This window comes from Massilia sp. BGA-UO-ETr-WB1 (assembly GCF_059567845.1).
Window position 1 is genome coordinate 554,566 of record NZ_JCAQOT010000024.1, and the last position, 18,807, is coordinate 573,372.

General features: G+C 60.6%; 23 protein-coding genes and 1 tRNA gene. 13 read left to right on the plus strand and 11 right to left on the minus strand.

Annotated elements, in window-relative coordinates:
* Nucleotides 1-7: 7 nt before the first annotated feature.
* From AC56DV_RS15670 to AC56DV_RS15680, 3 genes are all read right to left on the minus strand, one after another.
* Complete coding sequence (locus AC56DV_RS15670) at nucleotides 8-769, minus strand: GIN domain-containing protein (protein WP_496315201.1); 762 nt, start codon at nucleotides 767-769, stop codon at nucleotides 8-10.
* Between the two features lie 34 nt (nucleotides 770-803).
* Nucleotides 804-1,013: a hypothetical protein gene (locus tag AC56DV_RS15675; RefSeq protein WP_496315202.1), complete on the minus strand. Its 210-nt coding sequence runs from the start codon at nucleotides 1,011-1,013 to the stop codon at nucleotides 804-806.
* Between the two features lie 161 nt (nucleotides 1,014-1,174).
* Nucleotides 1,175-2,269, minus strand: a complete 1,095-nt coding sequence (locus AC56DV_RS15680; RefSeq protein WP_496315203.1) for a tartrate dehydrogenase — start codon at nucleotides 2,267-2,269, stop codon at nucleotides 1,175-1,177.
* 86 nt (nucleotides 2,270-2,355) lie between these two features.
* Between AC56DV_RS15680 and AC56DV_RS15685 the strand changes: the two genes are divergently transcribed.
* Nucleotides 2,356-3,270: a LysR family transcriptional regulator gene (locus AC56DV_RS15685; protein ID WP_496315204.1), complete on the plus strand. Its 915-nt coding sequence runs from the start codon at nucleotides 2,356-2,358 to the stop codon at nucleotides 3,268-3,270.
* Here the strand turns inward: AC56DV_RS15685 and AC56DV_RS15690 are convergent.
* The 3 genes from AC56DV_RS15690 to mscL are packed head-to-tail and all read right to left on the minus strand — an operon-like array spanning nucleotide 3,267 to nucleotide 5,603.
* On the minus strand, nucleotides 3,267-3,959 hold the full coding sequence (locus AC56DV_RS15690) for a DUF2461 domain-containing protein (protein WP_496315205.1): 693 nt from the start codon (nucleotides 3,957-3,959) through the stop codon (nucleotides 3,267-3,269). The two genes, AC56DV_RS15685 and AC56DV_RS15690, sit on opposite strands and share 4 nt — an antisense overlap.
* 15 nt (nucleotides 3,960-3,974) lie before the next feature.
* Nucleotides 3,975-5,135 carry a S1C family serine protease gene (locus tag AC56DV_RS15695; protein ID WP_496315206.1) on the minus strand — a complete coding sequence of 387 codons (1,161 nt, stop codon included), beginning with the start codon at nucleotides 5,133-5,135 and terminating at the stop codon, nucleotides 3,975-3,977.
* A 48-nt stretch (nucleotides 5,136-5,183) separates the two neighbouring features.
* Nucleotides 5,184-5,603 carry a large conductance mechanosensitive channel protein MscL gene (mscL, locus tag AC56DV_RS15700; protein WP_496315207.1) on the minus strand — a complete coding sequence of 140 codons (420 nt, stop codon included), beginning with the start codon at nucleotides 5,601-5,603 and terminating at the stop codon, nucleotides 5,184-5,186.
* A 207-nt stretch (nucleotides 5,604-5,810) separates the two neighbouring features.
* Between mscL and petA the strand changes: the two genes are divergently transcribed.
* The 7 genes from petA (at nucleotide 5,811) to AC56DV_RS15735 (ending at nucleotide 10,917) form a co-directional block, all read left to right on the plus strand.
* Nucleotides 5,811-6,419, plus strand: coding sequence for a ubiquinol-cytochrome c reductase iron-sulfur subunit (gene petA / locus AC56DV_RS15705; protein ID WP_057158443.1), 609 nt, complete (start codon nucleotides 5,811-5,813; stop codon nucleotides 6,417-6,419).
* Between the two features lie 3 nt (nucleotides 6,420-6,422).
* Entirely contained in the window at nucleotides 6,423-7,835 is a 1,413-nt protein-coding gene (locus AC56DV_RS15710; RefSeq protein ID WP_496315208.1) for a cytochrome b, read from the plus strand.
* Nucleotides 7,836-7,866: 31 nt separating this feature from the next.
* Complete coding sequence (locus tag AC56DV_RS15715) at nucleotides 7,867-8,631, plus strand: cytochrome c1 (RefSeq protein ID WP_496315209.1); 765 nt, start codon at nucleotides 7,867-7,869, stop codon at nucleotides 8,629-8,631.
* A 116-nt stretch (nucleotides 8,632-8,747) separates the two neighbouring features.
* Nucleotides 8,748-9,359, plus strand: a complete 612-nt coding sequence (locus AC56DV_RS15720; protein ID WP_050409980.1) for a glutathione S-transferase N-terminal domain-containing protein — start codon at nucleotides 8,748-8,750, stop codon at nucleotides 9,357-9,359.
* Nucleotides 9,360-9,361: 2 nt separating this feature from the next.
* Nucleotides 9,362-9,886, plus strand: coding sequence for a ClpXP protease specificity-enhancing factor (locus tag AC56DV_RS15725; protein WP_496315210.1), 525 nt, complete (start codon nucleotides 9,362-9,364; stop codon nucleotides 9,884-9,886).
* Nucleotides 9,887-9,905: 19 nt separating this feature from the next.
* Nucleotides 9,906-9,981 (plus strand) — tRNA-Thr (locus AC56DV_RS15730).
* 147 nt (nucleotides 9,982-10,128) lie between these two features.
* The gene (locus tag AC56DV_RS15735; RefSeq protein WP_496315211.1) at nucleotides 10,129-10,917 is read left to right on the plus strand and encodes a DUF3800 domain-containing protein; all 789 of its coding nucleotides are present in this window, start codon (nucleotides 10,129-10,131) and stop codon (nucleotides 10,915-10,917) included.
* A gap of 150 nt (nucleotides 10,918-11,067) precedes the next feature.
* Here AC56DV_RS15735 and AC56DV_RS15740 read toward each other — a convergent pair whose 3' ends face one another.
* Nucleotides 11,068-11,631 carry a recombinase family protein gene (locus AC56DV_RS15740; protein ID WP_496315212.1) on the minus strand — a complete coding sequence of 188 codons (564 nt, stop codon included), beginning with the start codon at nucleotides 11,629-11,631 and terminating at the stop codon, nucleotides 11,068-11,070.
* 204 nt (nucleotides 11,632-11,835) lie between these two features.
* Here AC56DV_RS15740 and AC56DV_RS15745 point away from each other — a divergent pair, with 204 nt between their 5' ends.
* On the plus strand, nucleotides 11,836-12,315 hold the full coding sequence (locus AC56DV_RS15745; RefSeq protein ID WP_496315213.1) for a hypothetical protein: 480 nt from the start codon (nucleotides 11,836-11,838) through the stop codon (nucleotides 12,313-12,315).
* 179 nt (nucleotides 12,316-12,494) lie between these two features.
* Here the strand turns inward: AC56DV_RS15745 and AC56DV_RS15750 are convergent, their stop codons facing one another.
* Nucleotides 12,495-12,737, minus strand: a complete 243-nt coding sequence (locus AC56DV_RS15750; protein WP_496315214.1) for a hypothetical protein — start codon at nucleotides 12,735-12,737, stop codon at nucleotides 12,495-12,497.
* Nucleotides 12,727-13,170, minus strand: a complete 444-nt coding sequence (locus AC56DV_RS15755; protein ID WP_496315215.1) for a hypothetical protein — start codon at nucleotides 13,168-13,170, stop codon at nucleotides 12,727-12,729. Before AC56DV_RS15755 ends, AC56DV_RS15750 begins: the two co-directional genes overlap by 11 nt.
* A gap of 708 nt (nucleotides 13,171-13,878) precedes the next feature.
* Here AC56DV_RS15755 and AC56DV_RS15760 point away from each other — a divergent pair.
* On the plus strand, nucleotides 13,879-14,700 hold the full coding sequence (locus AC56DV_RS15760; RefSeq protein ID WP_496315216.1) for a hypothetical protein: 822 nt from the start codon (nucleotides 13,879-13,881) through the stop codon (nucleotides 14,698-14,700).
* 246 nt (nucleotides 14,701-14,946) lie between these two features.
* Here AC56DV_RS15760 and AC56DV_RS15765 read toward each other — a convergent pair whose 3' ends face one another.
* Nucleotides 14,947-15,558: an NYN domain-containing protein gene (locus AC56DV_RS15765; protein WP_496315217.1), complete on the minus strand. Its 612-nt coding sequence runs from the start codon at nucleotides 15,556-15,558 to the stop codon at nucleotides 14,947-14,949.
* Between the two features lie 398 nt (nucleotides 15,559-15,956).
* On the minus strand, nucleotides 15,957-16,427 hold the full coding sequence (locus AC56DV_RS15770) for a hypothetical protein (protein WP_496315218.1): 471 nt from the start codon (nucleotides 16,425-16,427) through the stop codon (nucleotides 15,957-15,959).
* Nucleotides 16,428-17,276: 849 nt separating this feature from the next.
* On the opposite strand from AC56DV_RS15770, the gene AC56DV_RS15775 reads away from it, so the two are divergent.
* The 3 genes from AC56DV_RS15775 (at nucleotide 17,277) to AC56DV_RS15785 (ending at nucleotide 18,796) form a co-directional block, all read left to right on the plus strand.
* Nucleotides 17,277-17,558: a helix-turn-helix domain-containing protein gene (locus AC56DV_RS15775; protein WP_496315219.1), complete on the plus strand. Its 282-nt coding sequence runs from the start codon at nucleotides 17,277-17,279 to the stop codon at nucleotides 17,556-17,558.
* Between the two features lie 179 nt (nucleotides 17,559-17,737).
* The gene (locus AC56DV_RS15780) at nucleotides 17,738-18,145 is read left to right on the plus strand and encodes a cupin domain-containing protein (RefSeq protein WP_496315220.1); all 408 of its coding nucleotides are present in this window, start codon (nucleotides 17,738-17,740) and stop codon (nucleotides 18,143-18,145) included.
* 99 nt (nucleotides 18,146-18,244) lie between these two features.
* Nucleotides 18,245-18,796: a hypothetical protein gene (locus AC56DV_RS15785; protein WP_496315221.1), complete on the plus strand. Its 552-nt coding sequence runs from the start codon at nucleotides 18,245-18,247 to the stop codon at nucleotides 18,794-18,796.
* Nucleotides 18,797-18,807 lie beyond the last annotated feature (11 nt).

An 18,807-nucleotide genomic window follows, 5' to 3' on the forward strand; every position in this document is an offset into this window, starting at 1 on the left:
CGTTCGCTCAATTCCAGGCCACGCTGCCCAGGCCGCGCGCGCTGGCGCTGCGGTTGGCCGGCTTGCCGTACACGGTGGCCGAACCGAGGCCGCTCAGGCGCAGCTTGGCGCTGGTCTTGGCGTAGACGGTGGCGCCGCCCAGGCCGCTGAGGTCGACGTCCACGCTGTCGGCGCGCAGCTGCTGCGCGTCCAGGCTGCCGATGCCGCCCAGCTTCACGTTCAGGTTCCGGCTTTGGCCGCTGACCACCATCTGCCCGGCGCCGCGCAGGTCCAGGCCCACGGTGTCGGCCTCGCCGGCGTTCACGTGCATGCTGCCCACGCCGCTCAGTTTCGCGTTCAGCGTGCGGTAGCGCGAGGTCAGGTTGACGGCGCCCGCGCCTTCCAGCGCCAGGCGCATTTCGTCGCCGGAGAAGCCGCTCACTTCGGTCGAGCCGACGCCGGCCGACACCAGTTCGCGCAGGTTCGGCAAGGTCAGTTCGGCGCGCAGGTTGTGGTTGTGCATTTGCACGCCGCGCAGTTCGGTGCCGATGCGCAGCGTGTCGCCGTTCTGCACCACGGTCACTTTCGGCAGGTAGCGCTTGTCGCCGGTGACCACCAGCGAGGCGGTCGGGCCCTGCTTGATATGCAGGCTGATCACGCCGTCCAGCACCACTTTCACGGCACGCGCGTCGATGCTGCGGCTTTCGCTGGCCAGTTCCTGCGCGATCGCGGCGCCGTGCGTCGCGTACAGGGTTACCGCCATCATCGTTGCGCTGATAAAGTTGTTCATTGCGTGCTCCGTGTCGTGATGTGGTGCCGGGCGATTAATTGGCGAGCGCGGCTTTTTCGGCTGCGCTCAGCCGTTTTGCGGTAATCGTCACCACCGGCATAGCGGCGGTTTTGGCGGCGGCGACAGCGGCTGGTGCGGCCGGTGCTGCAACCGTGGCCGGCACGGCGGCGGTGGCGATGCTGGCGGCGCCTGCCAGGGCGACGGCGGCGATGAAGATAGCTTCCATGTTTTTAGCGATGTTCATGATGTTTCTCCTTGTCTGGTGGGGGCTGCTGGTGTGTTTGCGTTTGCGTTGAGTGAACTATAGATAAACCCAACGCACCACTCCACCGGAGTGCGACGAACTGCGAATTCGGCGACATGAACTGCAAATAGGAGAGCCTGGGCGCTTCCCGGTCCGCGCAATCAGATCAGCGCGGCAATCGCCTCCCCCATGCCGGTGGTACTGGCGCTGCCGCCCATGTCGGGCGTGCGCGGGCCCTGCACCAGCACCGTTTCAATGGCGCGCATGATGTCGTCGTGCGCGGCCTGGAACGCGGCCCGTTGCGCGGCATCGGCCAGGCCCTGGCCGAGGAAGTCCAGCATCAGCGCGCCGGACCAGATCATGGCCACCGGGTTGGCGATGTGCTTGCCCGCGATGTCGGGCGCCGAGCCGTGCACCGGTTCGAACAGCGAGGGGAACACGCGTTCCGGGTTCAGGTTGGCCGACGGCGCAATGCCGATGGTGCCGGTGCAGGCCGGGCCCAGGTCGGACAGGATGTCGCCGAACAGGTTGGACGCCACCACCACGTCGAAGCGCTCCGGGCTGAGCACGAAGCGCGCCGCCAGGATGTCGATGTGGTACTGGTCCCAGCGCACCTCCGGATAGCCGCCCGCCATCCGCTTCACGCGCTCGTCCCAGTAGGGCATGCTGATGGCGATGCCGTTCGACTTGGTGGCCGAGGTCAGGTGCTTCTTGGGGCGGCTCTGCGCCAGCTCGAAAGCGTACTTCAGGATGCGGTCCACGCCCTTGCGCGTGAAGACGGCTTCCTGCAGCACCGTTTCGCGCTCGGTGCCCTCGAACAGGCGCCCGCCGACGGACGAGTATTCGCCCTCGGTGTTTTCGCGCACCACGAAGAAGTCGATATCGCCCGGCTGCTTGTTGGCCAGCGGGCAGGGCACGCCCGGCATCAGGCGCACCGGCCGCAGGTTCACGTACTGGTCGAACTCGCGGCGGAACTTGATCAGCGAGCCCCACAGCGATATGTGGTCGGGCACCGTGTCGGGCCAGCCGACCGCGCCGAAGTAGATGGCGTCGAAATCCTTCAGCTGCGCGAACCAGTCGTCCGGCATCATCTTGCCGTGCCGGGCGTAGTAGTTGCAGTCGGCCCAGTCGAAGGTGGTGAATTCCAGCGGCAAGCCGTGCTTGCGGGCTGCGGCCTGGATGGCGCGCAAGCCTTCCGGCATGACTTCCTGGCCGATGCCGTCGCCGGCGATGACTGCGATGCGGTGCGTTTTCATGCGTCCTCCTGTTGATGTGGCGTCCAGCATAGCGTTAATCGCTAGCGCTATAATCGGCTGATTCGTAATTCCGGCATCCACATATCGTGAACAATCAACCCCTGTTGGCCGATTTGCGCCTGTACTGCACCCTGGTGCGCGAGCGCGGCTTTGCGGCGGCAGCCCGCGCGCTGGGTGTGTCGAACGCCTACGTCAGCAAGCGCATCGCCTTGCTGGAACAGTCGCTGCAGGTCAAGCTGCTGCACCGGACCACGCGCAGCGTGACGGTGACGGAGCAGGGCGGGGTGGTGCACCAGTGGGCGCTGCGGATACTGGAGGACGTGGACCAGATGCGGGACGCGGTGTCGAGCGGGCAGAGCGCGCCCAGCGGCCTGCTGCGCATCTGCACCAGCTCCGGCTTCGGCCGCAACCGGGTGGCGCCCGCCATCTCGGCGCTGGCGCTGCGCTATCCCGCGCTGGAAATCCAGCTGGAACTGCTGGACCGGCCGGTGGACCTGATCGGCGAAGGCTTTCATCTCGACATCCGGGTGGGGGAGGCGCGCGAGCCGCACCTGATGTCGCGCCGCATTGCCGCCAACCAGCGGGTGCTGTGCGCGGCGCCGTCCTACCTGGCGCGGCACGGGGCGCCGGCTACCCTGGCGGAGCTGGCGCAGCACCGCTGCATCGTGATCCGCGAGCGCGACCAGGGGCATGACCATAACGCGGGCCGCTGGCTGCTGGCCGGGCCGGACGGGGTGGAGGCGGTGAAGGTGGCCGGGCCGCTATCGGCCAGCAATGGCGAAATCGTGCACCAGTGGGCGCTGGACGGCCACGGCATCATTTTGCGTTCGATCTGGGACGTGGGGCCGGCGCTGGCGCGCGGCGAGCTGCAGCGCGTACTGCCGGCCTACGCCCAGCCGGCGGACGTGTGGGCGGTCTACGCGTCGCGGCTGTCCACCTCGGCCAAGGTGCGGGTGTGCGTCGAGTTTATCGAGCAGTGGCTGGCTGGGGCGGCGGTTTAGTCTTCCACTGCCTCTTCCACCTTGGCTGAGCGCATCCAGGTCACCAGCGGGTAGGCGTCTTTCAGGCCGTTGGCGATCAGCGGCAGCAGCAGGTCCGGCTTGTTCAGGTCCAGCTTCATCTCGGTCCACACGAAGAAGCTTTTCAGCTTGATGAACTCGATATGTTCGTGGTCCGCGTCGAAGCCCTTGGGCGGGCGCTGCAGCTTGCCCTCGTCCTGGATGGTGCCGTAGCGCGCCTTCAGCGCCTTGTTCTTCAGGGCCCTGGAAAAGCCGGCCGCATCTTCCACCATGTGCTTGCGCAGCGCCTTGGTGCGCTCCGGCGGCGGCATGTATTCGCCGGCGCCGAACAGCAGCCGGCCTTCGCCGTCCAGCTGGAAGTAATAGGTGGGGCCGCCGGCCTTGGACGGGCGCCGCATGTCGTTCGGCGCGATGGCGGCCGAGAAGCGCGTCTTGTACGGGCTCTTGTCGTGGGCGAAGCGCACGTCGCGGTTGATGCGGAACATGGCCTTCTTCGGATTGCAGAACTTCACCTGCGGGTCGAACTTGCCCAGCTCGGCGATCACCAGGGTGACCAGTTCCAGGAATTCTTCGCGCAGGATGTCGTAGCGCGGCTTGTTCATGATGAACCAGGGACGGTTGTTGTTGTCGGCCAGTTCGGTGAGGTAGTTCTTCAGGTCGCGCAGGTGCATGTCGGGTCGTGTGAATTATCGTGAAACGGGGCGCTTGCCCACGGTAATGGCAAGGTCCGTCTCGCGGCTCTTGCGCAGCACGCGCATTGTAGCTTTTTCGCCCGGCGGCAGCTGGGCGATCAAATTGAGCATGTCGTTGGTGTCGTTGACCGCCTTGCCCTCCACCTGCAGCAGGATGTCGCCCGGCTTCATGCCGCCCTTGTCGGCCGGGCCGTTGCGCACCACGCCGGCGATGATGGCGCCGCTTTGCACCTTCAGGCCGAAGCTCTCGGCCAGCTCGGGCGTGATTTCCTGCGACTCCACGCCGATCCAGCCGCGCACCACGTGGCCCGAGGTGATGATGGACTCCATCACCGTCTTGGCGGTGGAGACCGGGATGGCGAAGCCGATGCCGACCGAGCCGCCGGTTTGCGAATAGATCGCCGAGTTGATGCCCAGCAAGTTGCCGTTGGTGTCGATCAGCGCGCCGCCCGAGTTGCCGAAGTTGATGGCGGCGTCGGTCTGGATGAAGTTCTCGAAATTGTTGATGTGCAGGTTGTTGCGCCCCAGCGCGGAAATGATGCCCATGGTGACGGTCTGGCCCACGCCGAAGGGGTTGCCGATGGCCAGCACCACGTCGCCCACCTTGGCCTGCTCGGCGTGGCCCAGCACGATCACCGGCAGCTTGTCGAGGTCCACCTTGATGACGGCCAGGTCGGTCTCCGGGTCGGTGCCCACCACCCGGGCGGCCGCCTTGCGGCCGTCGGCCAGCACCACCTGGATCTCGTCGGCGGCGTCCACCACGTGGTTGTTGGTCAGGATGTAGCCCTGCGGGCTGACGATGACGCCCGAGCCCAGGCTGGACTGGTCGTCCTCGTCGCCGTCACGGTCGCGGTCGCCGAAGAACTTCTTGAAGAAGGGATCGCGCGTGAGCGGATGCTGGCGGCGCGGCGCCTTGGTGGTCAGCACGTTGACCACGGCCGGCATGGCTTGCGCGGCCGCCGCCCGGTAGGAGCCGGGCGAGGGCGGGCTGTTGCCGGTGAGCAGGGTGCTGCGGGCGGCGCCGGGCAGCTGCGCCGAGGGCGCACCGCCCACGCCGGGCAGGCCGGGCCAGTCCGGCCGCATGGCGCTGTAGACGAAGTACAGCGCCAGGACCACGGTCACCGCTTGTGCAAACAATAACCACAGTCGTCGCATGTTACCGTCCTAACAGTTGCCGCCGGGACGGTCTGCGTGCCGTCCGGCTTACTTTTTCAGTGCGTCGCGGATTTCGCGCAGCAGCAGGATATCCTCGGCGGTCGGGGCCGGCGCTTCCACCGGGGCCGGTTCGGCTTTGCGGGCTTTTTGCAGGATGCGCACCATCTGGAAGATGATGAACGCCAGGATAACGAAGTTTAACAGGATGGTCAGGAAGTTACCGTACGCAAGCACCGCGCCCAGCTTCTTCGCCTCCACCAGGCTCAAGGTGCTGGCCTGGCCGTTCAGCGGCACGTAGTAGTTGGCGAAGTCCAGCCCGCCGATCAGCTTGCCGATCGGCGGCATGATGATGTCCTGCACCAGCGAATCGACGATCTTGCTGAAGGCCGCGCCGACGATCACGCCCACCGCCAGGTCAACCACGTTGCCCTTCATGGCGAAGTCTTTAAATTCTTGCATCATTCCCATTGTGAGCTCCCTTGCTATGTTGTATAGCCGATCATAGCGTGTTTTTTAGCAACTGGTCGATAGTCTGCGACGATCAGGATGGGGCGGAATTTAGACAAATGCAACGTTTCGCTTTAAAACGGTTTTGGCTTCACCTATAATCTAAGGTTGCTGGAAGCTTGGTTAACGCATAATAACTATTTCGCAATTTGATGATTGGGGTTTGGTATGAGTAACGATAAGCAGGTCGATTCTGGCCGTCGTGGCTTGATCGCCGCAACATGCGCGGCAGGTGGCGTGGTTGGACTGTCCACCGCCGGTGTCCTGGTAAGCACCTTCCAGCCGTCCGAGCGAGCGAAAGCGGCCGGCGCACCCGTCGAAGTCGATATCTCCACGCTGCAGCCGGGCGAAATGCGCACCGTCGAGTGGCGCGGCAAGCCGGTCTGGATCCTCAAGCGCACCCCCGAGATGGTCGCCTCGCTGAAGAAGACCGAGGGCAAAGTGGCCGACGCCGACTCCAAGCGCAACCCGGACGAGTACACTCCGGAATACTGCCGCAACCAAAACCGCTCCATCAAACCCGAAATCCTGGTCGCCGTGGGCATCTGCACCCACCTCGGCTGCTCGCCGTCGTCGAAATTCACCCCGGGACCGCAGCCTTCGCTGCCGGACGACTGGGAAGGCGGCTTCCTGTGCCCATGCCACGGTTCCACCTTCGACATGGCCGGCCGCGTCTACAAGAACAAGCCTGCGCCGGACAACCTGCAGGTTCCGCGTCATATGTATCTGGGCGACACCAAGCTGGTGATCGGCAAAGACGAGAAAGGCGAGGCATAAACCATGGCTGCTTTTAAAGAGACGAAACTCCCCGCCAACGCCCCGGCCGCGCAAAAAGCGCTGGGCTGGGTCGACGACCGCTTCCCGCTGACCAAGCTGTGGAACGACCAGTGGGGCAAGTACTACGCGCCGAAAAACTTCAACTTCTGGTACATCTTCGGCTCGCTGGCCATGCTGGTGCTGGTGCTGCAGATCGTCACCGGCATCTTCCTGACCATGCACTACAAGCCGGACGCCAACCTGGCCTTCGGCTCGGTGGAATACATCATGCGCGAAGTGCCGTGGGGCTGGCTGGTGCGCTATATGCACTCGACCGGCGCCTCGGCCTTCTTCATCATCGTCTACCTGCACATGACCCGCGGCCTGCTGTACGGTTCCTACCGCAAGCCGCGCGAACTGATCTGGCTGTTCGGTTTCGCCATCTTCCTGTGCCTGATGGCCGAAGCCTTCTTCGGCTACCTGCTGCCATGGGGCCAGATGTCGTACTGGGGCGCGCAAGTGATCGTCAACCTGTTCGGCGCCATCCCGCTGATCGGCCCCGACCTGTCGCTGTGGATCCGCGGCGACTACGTGGTGTCCGACGCCACCCTGAACCGCTTCTTCGCCTTCCACGTGATCGCCATCCCGCTGGTGCTGCTGGGCCTGGTTGCCGCGCACCTGATCGCGCTACACGAAGTGGGCTCGTCCAACCCGGACGGCATCGAAGTGAAGGAAAACCTGGGTCCGGACGGCCACCCGGTCGACTCCATCCCGTCGCACCCGTACTACACCGTGCACGACCTGTTCGGCGTGTCGGTGTTCCTGCTGATCTTCAGCACCGTGGTGTTCTTCGCGCCTGAAATGGGCGGCTATTTCCTGGAATACAACAACTTCCTGCCGGGCGACTCGCTGAAGACCCCGCTGCACATCGCGCCGACCTGGTACTTCACGCCGTTCTACTCGGTGCTGCGCGCCACCACCGCCGACTTCATGTGGGTGCTGATGGTGGCCACCGCCGCCTACGTGGCCTTCCTGTGGCTGAAATCGCGCCTGGCCTTCACCACCAAGGCGGTGATCGCCGTGGTGGCGCTGGTGGCCATCGTCGGCATGCTGCCGTCGGTGCTGGACGCGAAATTCTGGGGCGTGGTGTTCTTCGGCGGTTCGGTCGTGATCCTGGCCTTCCTGCCGTGGCTGGACCACTCGCCGGTGAAGTCGATCCGCTACCGTCCGGACTGGCACAAATACGTGTACGCCGTGTTCGGCCTGTCCTTCCTGACCCTGGGCTACCTGGGCACCCAGGCGCCGAGCACCGTCGGCACCATCGTGTCGCAAGTGTGCACGCTGTATTACTTCTTCTTCTTCCTGCTGATGCCGTGGTGGAGCGCGATGGGCCAGTTCAAACCTGTGCCATCCCGCGTGACTTTCCATCCGCACTGATCCGCCGACCACAGCTCAAAAGGACAAGAATATGAATTTTGCAAAGAAACTGCTTGCGATCCTGGCGCTGCTGCCAGGCCTGGCCCTGGCAAGCGAAAGCAGCCACCCGCTGGACAAGGCGCCGGACCGCTCCACCAACATGGCCGCGCTGCAAAATGGCGCCAAGTTGTTTGTGAACTACTGCCTGAACTGCCATAATGCGTCTTCGATGCGTTTTAACCGCCTCAAGGACCTGGGCTTGACGGAAGAGCAGATCAAGAACAACCTGTTGTTTACCGGCGAAAAAGTGGGCGAAATGATGACCACGGCCATGCCGGCCAAGGATGCCAAGGCCTGGTTCGGCGTGGTGCCGCCGGACCTGTCGGTGATTTCGCGCGCCAAGTCGGGCCCGGGCGGCACCGGCGGCGACTACCTGTACACCTATCTGCGCACCTTCTACAAGGATGACACCCGCCCGAACGGCTGGAACAATCTGATGGTGGCGAACGTGGCCATGCCGCACGTATTGCATGAAATGCAAGGCGTGCAGGTGGCTAAGTTTGCTGAGGAGAAAGATCCGCACGATCCGAGCAAGAGCGTGCACAAGTTCGTCGGCTTCGAGCAGGTCAAGCCGGGCACCATGAGCAAGCTGGAGTTCGACACCAATGTGGCGGACCTGGTCGGCTACATGGAATGGATGGCCGAACCTGCCGCGCAGACCCGCAAGCGCCTCGGCGTGTGGGTGCTGCTGTTCCTGACCTGCTTCGCGCTGCTGGCCTGGCGTCTGAACGCATCGTACTGGAAAGAGGTCAAATAAGTGAGCATGCCGGCCTAGGCCGGCCATGTTGTTTTGTGCGTCGCCCGCGTGGCGGGCGCGTTCTGGGGTGAGCCGTTCGCGGCTGCATCCCATTTTGTTTCTAAGGAACTACAAAAATGATGGTTCTCTATTCGGGTACAACCTGCCCATTCTCGCAACGCTGCCGCCTGGTCCTGTTTGAAAAAGGCATGGACTTCGAAGTGCGCGACGTCGACCTGTTCAACAAGCCGGAAGACATTTCCACCATGAACCCGTACGGCCAGGTGCCCATCCTGGTCGAGCGCGAACTGATCCTGTACGAATCGAACATCATCAACGAGTACATCGACGAGCGCTTCCCGCACCCGCAGCTGATGCCGGCCGATCCGCTGATGCGCGCGCGCGCCCGCCTGATGCTGTTCAACTTCGAAAAAGAGCTGTTCGTGCACGTGCACACGCTGGAAAGCGAGCGCGCCAAGGCCAACGACAAGAGCCATGACAAGGCGCGCGCGGAAATCCGCGACCGCCTGACCACGCTGGCGCCGCTGTTCCTGAAGAACAAGTACATGCTGGGCGACGAGTTCTCCATGCTGGACGTGGCCGTGGCCCCGCTGCTGTGGCGCCTGGACCACTACGGCATCGAGCTGTCGAAGACCGCCGCGCCGCTGATGAAATACGCCGAGCGCATCTTCTCGCGTCCGGCCTACATCGAAGCGCTGACGCCGTCCGAGAAGGTGATGCGCCGCTGATCATGTCCGAGATTTCCACCAAGCCCTACATGCTGCGCGCCATTTACGAATGGTGCACCGACAGCGGCTACACGCCCTACCTGGCCGTGAAAGTCGACGCCGCCACCACGGTGCCGATGGAATACGTCAAGAAGGGCGAGATCGTGCTCAACATCAGCTTCGGCGCCACCTCCGGGCTGAAGATGGACAATGACAGCATCCGCTTCCACGCCCGCTTCGGCGGCGTGTCGCGCGAGATCTACGTGCCGGTCAACAACGTGATGGCCATCTACGCCAACGAAAACGGGCAGGGCATGGCGTTCGAGCCGCAACTGGGCGGCTACGACGACGCGCCGGCCGCCTCGGCGCCGGCCCCGGCCCCGCTGGCGCCGGTGTCCAGCACGCCCACCCTGGCCCCGGTGCCGACCCCGGCGCCGCAAGCGCGCCCGGCCGACATCGACGGCGAGGACGGCCCGGACGGCCCCGACAGCGGCGGCGAGCCGCCCAAAAAAGGCGGCGGACGCCCCACCCTCACGCGTATCAAATAGCGTATAATCTTCGCGCAACGCCGACTTAGCTCATTTGGTAGAGCAGTTGATTTGTAATCATCAGGTGGCCAGTTCGAAACCGGCAGTCGGCACCAATAGAATCAAGCACTTAGCCCAGCCCTTAACCGGCTGGGCTTTTTGTTTTGCGCGGCATGTAGGCGCTGTGTAGGCATTTTTGCGAATTTCTCGTACCGAGAGGGTGTGCCTTTATAATTGTCGGGAGACATGACAATTTTGAGGAAATGATGGCTGCTGATTTTGTCGCTTACATCGACGAGGCTGGAGACGAAGGCTTCAAATTTCTAGAGGGTGAGCGGGGAAGCTCCCGTTGGTTTGTACTGTCCGCGACAATCATACGAAAAGAAAATGACTTGCAATTTGTTAAAGCGGCCAAGGAGGTTAGGCAACTTCTAGGCAAGCAGGACAAGTATGTGCTTCACTTTCGTGACCTGAAACACGAGCAACGCGTTCCCTATGTGCGCCTTCTGGCAGGTCTTCCTGTGCGCACGGTGAGTATCCTGGTCCATAAGCCTTCCATTAAGAACCCGGAGAATTTCCAGCAGGAAGCGCATAAACTTTACCGCTACTGCACCCGCCTTCTTCTCGAGCGGGCGAGTTGGGTATGCAGAGATAATGCAGTTGGCGGCGCATGCAATACAGATTTGGTTTTTTCCAATAGGTCCGCAATGTCCTATGAGGACCTGAAAGGCTATCTAGATTTGCTGCGTAAGCAATCCCAAGCCGGCGCAGAGATAAATATTCACTGGCCGGCAATCAACTGCGAGAACGTGCGCGCAGTAAATCATGATAAGTTGGCAGGATTGCAACTAGCGGACGCGGTCGCATCGAGCGTCTTCTTCGGCGTGAACAAGACCCAATATGGTGAAGTTGAAAGCCGGTATCTAGAAATTTTGAAACCGACAATTTACAGAAGAGACCACCGAGCAGATGGTTACGGGCTGAAAATGTGGTGTAGCGATAACGCAGAAAAACAAAGGCTCACCGATTTGGTGAGCCTGAGTAAAAAGTAGACCCCAGGTTCGAGGTTCCCACCCGTTCGGGCTGCCGCCGTTAAGCGACCTCTACAGCTCCTGCGCTTGTCTACACCAGAATACTAACAAAGTACTCAAATTTGAGCAATCGTCGTTTTAAACGAACAAGGGAGAAAAAAAGGTCCCCGGCTAATTTTTCACCACCCCCAAGACGTTGGCCCGAGAAATCCCATACGTGCGGGCCAGCGCGCTGACACTCTCGCCGGCGGCGTACTTGGCGATGATGTCTGTCCGCTGCTCGGCCGTGGTCTTCGACGGCCGGCCCAGCGTCTTGCCCTCGCTCTTGGCTCTGGCTAGCCCTGCTTGCGTCCGCTCCACCAGCAAATCGCGCTCCATCTCCGCCACGGCCGCCAGCATGGTCATCATCATCTTGCCGGCCGGCGACGTCAGGTCTAGCTTGCCGAGCTGCAGAACGATGACGGCAATCTTGCGCGAGGCCAGCAGCTTGACCGTGGCGCCGACGTCTTGGGCATCGCGGCCTAGGCGGTCCAGCTTCGCCACCACCAGGGTTTCGCCGTTGCGAATCTGTGCCAGCAGCGCAGCGAACTGCGGGCGTTCGCTGGCGCTGGTCTTCCCGCTGATGGTATCCGCATACCAGTAATCCACCTGGTGGCCGGCCGCTTCAATTTCCATCCGCTGGTTGTCTGCGGTTTGCTCTTTGGTGCTGACGCGGCCATATGCGAATGTTGCCATGATGAATTCCTGTCCAAGAGTGTTAGAAAACACTGTTAGAATATATTCACCCGTTAGAAATGGCAAGCCCTATATTTCCAACATGGATATGGCTTCCCTTTCCTGCCTGTCGGAAATCGTTCGTTTTCTGACAGGGCTTCGACCAGTAGCACATACCGGGAATGCCAAGGTATGATGGGATACTGACAACTACCCATCGGCGACATGAAACTTCTCTGGAGGCTGTCGAAGTACCTTCCCATGCCGGAACTTTGGCGGGTTTCCTGGCAACGCCGAATGACTGAACGGGCATATGAGGCAGACACGCGCGTCGCGAAAGCAAAGAAGGATAATGCCGCACTGGAATCAATATGGCATCTTCGTAGCCATGAAGTCGGAATGTACGATGAGGAGGAAGCTTTTCTTATGAGTCGCAAGCTGTTGAAGGCGGCTGATAGACTGGATGTGCTGCGCCCGCCATTTGACCCGCACGATGAAAGCGATGAAGCTGATTGGGAGCGGGGGCAGTTCTATGGCCGCTGGGCGCTTACTCCACTGGGACGCGCGAAATTGCGCGATGACATACGAAAAGAACGCAAAGCTCGACATGACGACCGAATCTTCTGGCTTGCCTGGATAGCTCCTCTGACGGGCATTATAGGCGCCGTCACCGGATTGGTCGCGGTACTCACCAGAACTAAATAACCTGCCAAAGTGGGATTTCCCCACTTCGGTCTCAAATGCCGGCCCGGCCGGTATTTGGTGATGCGCAAGATGGGGCCCGGCTACATGCGTCCAGGGTTGGACCCATCAGTTGTTACTCGCGCACAGGGGCACCACCCTCCGCCCAATGCTGGGGAGACGGTGGCGCCGGATGCTGACGCTCACCTTAGCTTTTCCTTGTCATCCACGCCGGCCAGGCGGATGCGCTGCCCGGCAGCCGGGTGCGGTGCCCGCTCCAGCGGGAACATCTTGGCCACCGTGTTCGCGTAGTCCACGATGTCGGCGCGCCATTCGAGCGCCGTAGCACGGTAGCGGCTCAGCATACGTCGTCCCTCGCTGGTCAGCGTGTCGGACACCAGCGCGAGCGCCGGGGCCTCGTCTTGGTCGGCGGCCTCACGATGCACCTCGGTTCAGCTTCACATCGAACCACCACTCCACCTGCAGCACCAGACGCGCCTGGCTGACTGGCTCGAACAAGTCAAGGTGCTGCAGCGCCGCGCTGAGCGACACGTCCGCTGCCCGCGTCGGCGTGCGCACGAGAATATCTATCGTGTCCAAGTTCAGGCCTAAGGTGCCGCCGGCGTACACCAGCGGCTCAACCCGGCCGGCTAGCGAGGCGACAGTAAGGCCGTCCCTTCGCATTTGGCCGCAAGCCCGTTGCGCGTCTTCCCGCAGCGGGTGGGCTATCAAGTCCTGTTGCCACTCGGGGTACAAGTCCGGCAGCTCGCGGCGCAGCTTGATGAGGCGCGGAACGTCGGCGAGCGTAATCTCGCGCCAGAGCGTCGCGCCGGCCACCGTGCGGATATCGTAACACTGGGCGGCGGCCAGGTCTTCCATCGTGGGCGCGGCCGCAACCAGTTCGGTGCTCGGTACGCTGGCGCTAGCTGGCACAAGCAGCGGGAAATCGTCAGCGCTGATGCTGCACCTGCGCTTTCCGCCTGGCCGCGGCGCCAGATGGCGTGGCCCTCAGCCACACCCGCATAGTAGGCGTCATCCTCCGCACTGGCCGGGTCGTACAGCTTGGGAATGCGACGGCCCTCTATGCGGAACTGCAGCGAGGCACGGACGCCGGCCTTGTAGGCAGGACTACGTGGGTCGCGCGGAACGGCGAATGCGGCGGTGAACAGCTGGTCGGCGCTCAGGCCGGTGATGTGGGATTGCGCCGGCGCGCTGGCGCTGGACGTGAGGGTGCTTTTGACCATGATGGCCTCCTGTGCGGTGTTGAACCGCTCACCCCGCTTCCAAACGGGGTGAGCAGCGATGGCAAGGTTGGAAGACCGGCGCACAGGGAACCGGCAGGCGTGAGCCTCCCCACCACCGCCGCTCATTGAAGGTGCGACGAGGTACGGACGAAAAAATACCGCCTGGTGGCGGGTGTCCGCCTATGCATTCGGGCTTCCAAACCCGGCACCGTCTTTGTTCGGTGCTTTTTTAGCATAGGACGGCGACCTGCAGGGCGTCAAGGTATTTTTCAAGAGCCAAGTTGTAGCATTGCTGAGAGAAAATGTTCATAATTGGCAATACTTCCACAGGAGCCTAGCAACTATGAGTGTGAATCCAAGAGACATTTTATTAAAGCTCACATCCTCTCGCCTCGCACATGAGCTAGGGGAGCCATGGGAGCTGATTATCGAAATAGTGAATGACACTGATGTGCCGCTGTGGATAGCATCGCCAACAACTATTTTCACTATGCCTGCTGAGGTCACTCATCCGACTGAAATTCAAGCAAATGGGCGGTGGGCTGCATTCCCGACAATAGCTGGGGAAATAGGAATGGTTTGCATTCAACCAGAATCAGATTATTTTGGTACATGGCGATTAAACGCTCATCAGCCAAGACCATCATTTTTTAAGCATTTAAATTGGAACATATTTTCCCACCCCGGCTCCTATGAAATCTATGCCAACGTTCATTTTTGGGAGAGCAGGCCAGATTTTGAAGCCCTTATCGCCCCGATTTCTCCGCAGCCTGGTGGGCCTGCAATTGAAATATTGAGACAGCAGCAGGCCGATGTGATTCAGAAGAGTATAACTAAAAAAACTTCTAGCAAAATTGAGGTGGTTACAAAGTCTTCAGTGATTTTAGCCTCTGCTGGCATTGGAGGAGGGTTGGCCTTTTTGTTTAAACTTTGTTATGCGCTTGCCAATAACTCTGGTTTGGAGCGAATATTCTGGACGCTGCCGTCATACCTTTTAACCGCTTGCATAGCGAGCTTACTAATATCACGAATTACGGAAGCAAAATTCCCTCTAACCATTAAAGTTATGGATTTTTGGGGAGGTACAGCTCTTGGAATACTAACATCTATTTGCGGCGACTACTTCTTACAATCAATTTTCAAATCGATTATAAAGAATAGCTGACCCAGAAACTCGGAGGCGACGTGCACAGCATCCACCTGCGCTTAACGGTTGAGGCAACCCAAAAAGTAGAGGCGAGGCGCTGAGAAGGCCATGGAAGACGACAGCCGAGCAGCGCGCCGACATCATCGCCAAGTATGCCGCTGGAGAGAGTGTTAGCGCGCTAGCCCGGATGTACGAAGTTTCGCGCGCTAGCGTGCTGGAGGTCGTGAAGCCGGCATTGAGGTAGTTTTTACAAGTGTCCGCAGGCTACCCGAGGGAAGAATTGGGCGTACCAAAAAAATAGAGCGAGTCCAGGTTCAAGAATCTGTCGGGTATGTTACTGTATGCCTTGCTCTGACCACTGGAAAGGGAAGCGACATACGCGCGCTTTCCAGCACGCATGACTGCTTCGACAAGAGGACGATAATCCACATCCCCCGATACCAAATACACTGCGTCGAGCGCGTCATTACTTACATACTCCATCACATCAACACAAATGCTGATATCAACCGATTTGGTTTTCGTCCCCCTAGTTGTCTTCTTGAAAACTTTTGGCAAAACCCGAAGCGGATGCTGTCCGGAACTGGAGAATGGAATTTCTCGGGTGCCGCACTCACCAATAGTCGTGCTGAGCGTTTGTACGGCGTCATCGTCACCTGTAAACGTGGTGTAGTAAGTGACTCGTTCTAGAACGTCGCCCATGTAGAGGTTGCTGACCGTGTAAGGAGACCATACGAACTTCTTGGCCTCGTATTTCACTGGGGCCATCAGGTCCCCTTGTTTGGTATGGTCTCGGGAAGGGTACCCCTCTTTCACCATCGCCTCAAAGCGGTTCAATAAGTTTTCACCGTCGACAAACGCCATAACTCTGCCCATCGCTTCTCCTTAAAACCTACACAGTGCCTACACGGAAACTACAGATACAAAAAAAGGACCTGAGAAACTTTCTGAGTCCCTGATTTTATGGCCTGCCCAGCTGGGTTCGAACCAGCGACCCTCAGCTTAGAAGTCGAGGCATCGTGCCTACGCTACTACGCGTCTTCATTGATGCACGTTTGTAAGAATACAGTTCAATTTCACTTTTATCGACGCACTGGACAACGCCAAGAGCGACAGCGGAACATTGGGCCGGCCGTCGAGGACCACGGCCGAGCAGCGGACGGATATCATCGCGGAGTATGCCGCCGGCGAAAGCGTCAGCGCCCTGGTCGACTGCACGCCGTGTCGCGCGCCAATACCTCAGGTGTAGTGAAACCCTGAGGTTCGTGGCATTCTCAGAAAATGAACTTCCCTTCGACTGCATAGCCGTTGGCGACTGGAGTGGGAATCTGCTCAAGAATCTGTTTCTCGCCCCTGCGCATGTAGGTCTCGAAGATTCGTTCAGAACCTTTCCCCATCAGATATCGCCCAGATTCTCGCTCGAGCCATCCGCTAGCAAATGCCCCTACAAATTTAGGGTAGTGCTGCGATTTCGCGAGGGGGCTCGCACCTCTAAAACTTTCCCGCTGGTTACCGCTGAGATTGGCTTGCGGATGCCTGTCGATATCGAACTTCCACCATACAGAAATGCGCAACTCTCCCGACCCGATTGGTTCCCATATCACTTTGGAGGTTTCGCCGGCAATTGTCGCCGATATGTGACCGCCATCACCTCGCGATTCCTCATCGGTATAGTCAAAGCGGATGAGGTTCCTGTCGAGCAATTCGTTAATGCCGATGACAAGCAGCTTGCGGTATACGTTCATGATTTGGCATTTATCTGGTGGCAACTATTAGAGTTTATCGCAATACGGGACGTTGCTCACAGCGCCAAGTCTGCTTATTCCTGGCCCAGCCTATGAATAGCCCGGTGCCAGCACCAAGCTTGCACTGCGCCAGCAGCATGCGGACGTCGTAACCTGATTTTCCGGGCAGACGATTTTCTCGCCGCCGGCCGTGCCGTGCGCGAGCAGTCCTAGCCGAAACCCATGGCGAACCCGGCAGGAACCGGCTGGGTTTCCAGCGGGCGCGGTGCTGCAAGGCTGGCGCTGGCGTTACATGGCGTTACCTAGCCGGCCTGCGCGCGCACTGCGACCGCATTGCCGCCCCTGTGCGTTCGGATGTGTTCGCACTCGTTCAGTAAGGCTTGGCAAAGGGTATCGAAAGGGTTCCGCATAGGTTGCGCCAGCTTGGCCGGGGCCGGTAAATTTCTACCGCAGTCGAGAGGCCTTGCGAACCCTCGCGAGCATTCGCCACCTGGTCGGCCAGCAGCAGGCCGTTGCGGCCGTGCAGGATTTCCGGCATCGCTCCCTGTGGCTGGCCGCAGCCACCCAACCCCGCCACGCGTGGGTGACGCGTCGGGTAGTCCCGATTTAGGACAGGGTGTCCCGATTCGGGATAGGGGTGTCCTCAAGGTGAGGTGGCCAGCGAGGGGTGTCGTTCTGCCGCACGGCACCCATGGGGCAGCTAGGTGATTGATTCGATGGCATTCCTCAATTTGAGGCGTTGCCTAAATTATGGCTCAGGAGTGTCTACAATGGTCGTGGCGATTCAAGCAAGCATGATCTCGATCTGGCAAGTCTGCGCTACCGCGATTTGAAGAAGGAGCTGGGAAAATGACTACGCAACATTTTGCAAGCGTCTGGGATGCCATTGAGGACACCCCGGAAGAGGCCGCGAACATGAAGGTGCGCTCTCAGCTGATGATTGAGCTGAAAAGCTATGTCTCCCGTTCCGGTTTAAGCCAAGGCGATGCCGCCAAGCTTTTCGGCGTTACCCAACCACGTGTTTCCGATCTGATGCGTGGAAAAATTAACCTGTTCGCGATCGATGCGCTGGTGAATATGGCTGCCGCTGCGGGCCTGCATGTAGAGATGCAGCTGCGTCCAGCGGCCTGACAAGGTCTGCGCCCCCCCGTTTAACACCCTGTTCTTGTATCCCCGTGTATCCAGCACGGCAATCGATACACGGCGAGTTCCCCGCCGCCTTTTCACAACACACGACCGATACACGCCGCCGGTTTAATAGCGGTATGGAATCGATACCCGATCCGGTCAACGCAGAAAAGGACGTCAAGATGAAAACCGTACACACCATGATGGCAGCAGTAGTGATCGCCGGCAGCGCGCTGCTGGCGCAGGCCGCGCACGCGCAGGTGCAGATGCAGGGCCTGAAGCGCACCGATATCCTGAAAAGCGACTTCAGCGTGCCAGGCCGCGAAGTGCTGCAGGTGCGGGTCGATTTCGCCGAAGGCACCGAGTCGCCCAAGCACGCCCATCCGGGCGAGGAAATCGCCTTCGTGCTGGAAGGCACGCTGGAGTACCGCATCGAAGGCCGGCCGCCGGTCACGCTGAAAGTGGGCGACGCGGTCTTCATCCCGGCCGGCGCCATGCACGTGGCCAAGAACGTCGGCACGGGCAATGCCGCCGAACTGGCCACCTATCTGGTCCAAAAAGGCAAGCCGCTGGCGACGTTTGCCAAATAAGCGACGCCCCCCTCTGCCGAAGCTGAGCAATACTTGACTTCCTTGTGGAAAGATGTCATTTTTATATCATAAAAAATGACATCTTCATGAGGGAAGATCATGGGGCGCAATGCAGCTGAATTTCCGAAACCTGCCAGCTGGCAGGACTTTGACCGCTTGAGCCGCAGCCTGATGTCTGCCGTCCACGGCGTGCAGTTCGAGCGCTGGGGGCCGCTGGATCACAGGGAACATGGCGCCGACGCCTGGGCAAAGTTGCCGGACGGCAAGGTGCTGCTGTTGCAGTGCAAGGGCCGCAGCCGCAGTTTCGGCAAGTCGCTCAGCATCGCCAACCTGGACGCGGCGGTGCGCGAGATCGACAACTTCCCGCATCCGGTCCACGAACTCATCATCCTGACCACCACCCCCGAGACCGTCGCGCTGCAGGACCGCGCCGAGGATCTGACCGAGCAGCGCGCGCGGGCAGGGCTGTCGCGGGTGTCGTTGTATGGCTGGCACAGCATCGGCAACCTGCTGGCGCAGCACGAGGCTGCGCTGCAGGCCTACATCCGGCCCCGGCGCCGCCTGGGGCAGCGCTTGCGCTGGCTGGCCCTGCTGGCGCTGGCCGTGCTGCTGACCAGCGCCGCCTTCCTGCCTGGCCTCCGGCTGGCCTGAGGCTCAGGCCA